The organism is Microcystis sp. LE19-195.1E, assembly GCF_027532095.1.
In the GTDB taxonomy this organism is placed as follows: Bacteria; Cyanobacteriota; Cyanobacteriia; order Cyanobacteriales; family Microcystaceae; genus Microcystis; species Microcystis aeruginosa.
Map to the genome: position 1 here is coordinate 1 of NZ_JAPZSZ010000223.1, position 3,319 is coordinate 3,319.

Sequence of the window (3,319 nt, forward strand, 5' to 3'; positions counted from 1 at the left end):
GTACGGTAGGGCATACCGGAACCTTTGGGCTCGATCCAATAAACGCTTGGGGAGAGAATACCTCTACTTTTTCAGAAGCAATTCTGTCTAAGCAAGTAATCTCTGTGAACCAAGAATCCCCGTCTCTTTAGAGCGGGGAGTGTCAATGGACTCTGGAAATATTACCCGCTTTAATCCAACCTTCGCGACCATCGGACAGACGTATGCGCTGCCATTGGCCATCGCTGCTGGTTCCCACCACACTAACTTTAGTATTATAATCCAGACCGCCGAGACGAGTCGATTCACTGGTAGGTTGAGAGCGCAGACTTAAACCGCTTTGCCATGTCACCCGCGCTTGATAACCCTCGGATGTGGCTTCTCTTTTTCTTGCTTCGGGACTGGGTTTCGGGGAAGCTTTTGGTGCTGGTGCAGCTGTGGGAGACTCTTTCACCTCAGCTTGGGGTTGTTCTTGGACGGGAGTAGTAGGGATGGGAGAAGGTTTGACGGCGGTTTTTTCTTCCTTAGTTTCCTCTTTTTTCTCCTCGGTAAAGACGGGTTTAGGAGGATTAGAATTCATACCGGAGAGAAGCATATAGGCGACAGCAGTAGCCCCACCGACCAAAATCGCCACTCCCATGACAAAACCGAGCATAAATTGCAATAAACCAGATAAACGCTTCATATTGGTGCTAAATTAACTGCTAGGATTAACATTAAAACGATCATCGCGAGAGGCTAGACGAGCTTTACCGGACTTAGCCCAATCCTGTAGAAATTGAATCTGTTCTTGGGCAGTGCGAGCCAGGGGTATAATCTGACTAGCGGCCTCAAGCACATCATCGGTGCTAAAGTCGCGATTTTGACTAAACCCGATGTGCATCGCTTCCACGATGGTTTGTTCGATTTCTGCCCCCGAAAAATCGGGAGTTTCGTAGGCTAATCGCTTTATATCATAACTTTTCAGATTATGGGGCCGAACTTTCCCTAAATGAACGCTAAAAATCTCCTCGCGGGACTTTTGGCTAGGTAGTCCGACAAAAAATATCTCATCGAAGCGTCCTTTTCGCAACATTTCCGGGGGCAGAGATTGGATGTTATTAGCTGTAGCGACGACAAAAACCGGCGATTGTTTCTCCGCTAACCAAGTGATAAAAGTCCCGAAAACCCGCCCGGTGGTTCCCCCGTCGCCTTTTCCCTCCGCTCCGGCGAAAGCTTTATCGATTTCGTCTATCCAGAGCACACAGGGAGCTAAAGCTTCGGCGAGATTAATCATCTGACGGGTACGCGATTCCGATTCTCCCACCAATCCGCCAAATAAACGCCCCACGTCTAGACGCAGTAAAGGCAAGTGCCAATGATGGGAAATAGCTTTCGCTGTCAGGGATTTACCCGTCCCTTGGATTCCCACCAATAGTAAACCCCGGGGATTGGGTAAACCGTAGGCGCGGGCGCGTTCACTAAAGGCACCACCGCGACGAATTAGCCAATCTTTGAGGTTATCTAGGCCGCCGATGTCAGAAATCTGCTCTGTGGCGGGATAAAAGTCCAATATCTGGGTTTGACGAATCGATTGGCGTTTTTCTGCCAAAATTAATTCCACGTCCTCTGGCTCAATTTTGCCGTGACTGGCTAAACATTTGGCTAAAACCCGACGAATTCTCTCTAGGGATAATCCTTGGGCAGAAAGCACTAATTCATCGAGGAGTGGTTCTTTGACGGGTTGTCCGGTGGCAGCGATTAATCGCTGAATTTCCTGTTTAATTTCTTCGCCACTGGGGAGGGGAAAATCGACGACGGTGATTACTTCGGTTAGATCCGAGGGGATAGACAGTTCGGGAGCGACGATAATTAGGTTTTTGGGCTGAGATTTCAGAGAACGGGCCAGATTTCGCAATTTTCTGGCGATGGAAATATCTTCTAAAAAGCGCTGGAAATCGCGTAAAATTATGATGGCGGCGATGTTAGTCGGCAGCTTTTCGACGAATTCAAGAGCTTGCAGGGGATTACGCCGAGCCAAGTTCTCATTATTGGGATTATCTTGATAACCATCCACGAAATCCCAGACATAGACAGCACGGTTATGGCTCTGTTTGGCAATATCGGCGATCGCTTTTTCGAGACGTTCTTCTTCTAGGGTGCTAATATAGATGAGAGGATAGCGGGCCCGCAGCAGTAATTCAAATTCTTCACCAAAGCTCATAGCTATTCGTCTATAGTTTTTGCTATTTATATCGTCATCAGAAAATATAGCAGTTAGCCGTCTATTAGATATTTTAGTACAAATGCTCGAACTTCTTCTCCGCAGCTCCCTGTTCTGGTGTAGTCTTAACGAGTAATTGACCGCCTTTCTCCTAAAGATGAAGTGTAACTTAATTTTGATATCGACGGCCGGCGACCGACTACCCAAAAGGACAACTTCCTACCTCACCATTGGGATAACTGCTATGTACCTAGGCAAAATTAATTAAACATATCTCACTACCTCTTGCATGAGTGCCTTTTGCATGAGTGCCTATCCTAACCAAGAAATTAATTTTGCCCGACTACTTATGTATGAATAATGTTATTGACCATGATCGTTTATTTAAGGAATTAATTGCGACTTTTTTTGTTGAATTTATTCAGTTGTTTTTTCCTGAGATTATTAATTATTTAGAGCCTAATCAGATCACATTTTTAGACAAAGAAGTCTTTACCGATGTCACGGAAGGAGAAAAGTATGAAAGTGATTTAGTCGCCCAAGTGCAATTTCGAGGACAATCATCATTTTTCTTAATTCATCTAGAAGCACAGTCTAGCTCTCAACCAGAATTTAATCGGCGAATGTTTACTTATTTTGCTCGTCTGCATCAAAAATTTGCCTTACCAGTTTATCCGATTGTCATATTCTCCTATGATCGTCCGCAAAAAGAAGCAATTCGTCAATACAAAATTGAGTTTCCTGACTTAAAAGTGTTAGAATTTAACTATCAAGTTGTCCAGTTAAATCGCTTGAATTGGCGAGATTTTCTCGATCAAGCTAATCCCGTCGCCGCCGCTTTGATGGCCAAGATGAAAATTGCCCCTCGGGATAGAGCAAAAGTTAAGGCAGAATGTCTAAGATTATTGGTAACATTAAGATTAGATGCTGCTAGAATGCAATTGATTTCAGGCTTTGTCGATACCTATCTCAATCTCAACTCGTCCGAGGAGATAGAATAGACCTCTTGCATAATTTTTTTATGGTATAATATAAAGTTTTGCTTTTTTCTCAATTCTTAGATTGAAGTGGAAAAAAGAATAAAATGTGATCTTAGGTCAGGAAATCATCTATAATTTTGCTATGTTTATTAGCAAA

At 44.1% G+C, this 3,319-nt stretch carries 2 protein-coding genes and 2 pseudogenes; 2 read left to right on the forward strand and 2 right to left on the reverse strand.

Going from position 1 to position 3,319, the window contains the following annotated elements; all coding sequences use genetic code 11:
- Positions 1 to 131: pseudogene (locus tag O9300_RS19495) on the forward strand (RNA-guided endonuclease TnpB family protein); the annotation flags it as partial.
- An 11-nt stretch (positions 132 to 142) separates the two neighbouring features.
- On the opposite strand, the gene O9300_RS12600 reads toward O9300_RS19495, so the two are convergent.
- A complete protein-coding gene (locus O9300_RS12600) occupies positions 143 to 664 on the reverse strand; it encodes an SH3 domain-containing protein (protein WP_287971952.1) in 522 nt (173 codons plus the stop codon).
- A gap of 12 nt (positions 665 to 676) precedes the next feature.
- Positions 677 to 2,182 carry a Ycf46 family AAA ATPase gene (locus O9300_RS12605; protein WP_287971955.1) on the reverse strand — a complete coding sequence of 502 codons (1,506 nt, stop codon included), beginning with the start codon at positions 2,180 to 2,182 and terminating at the stop codon, positions 677 to 679.
- Positions 2,183 to 2,535: 353 nt separating this feature from the next.
- On the opposite strand from O9300_RS12605, the pseudogene O9300_RS12610 reads away from it, so the two are divergent.
- Positions 2,536 to 3,180: pseudogene (locus O9300_RS12610) on the forward strand (Rpn family recombination-promoting nuclease/putative transposase); the annotation flags it as partial.
- Positions 3,181 to 3,319 lie beyond the last annotated feature (139 nt).

Coding starts and splice junctions, on each gene's coding strand:
- O9300_RS12600 (WP_287971952.1), bottom strand. CDS start 664: ATGAAGCGTTTATCTGGTTTATTGCAATTTATGCTCGGTTTTGTCATG.
- O9300_RS12605 (WP_287971955.1), bottom strand. CDS start 2,182: ATGAGCTTTGGTGAAGAATTTGAATTACTGCTGCGGGCCCGCTATCCT.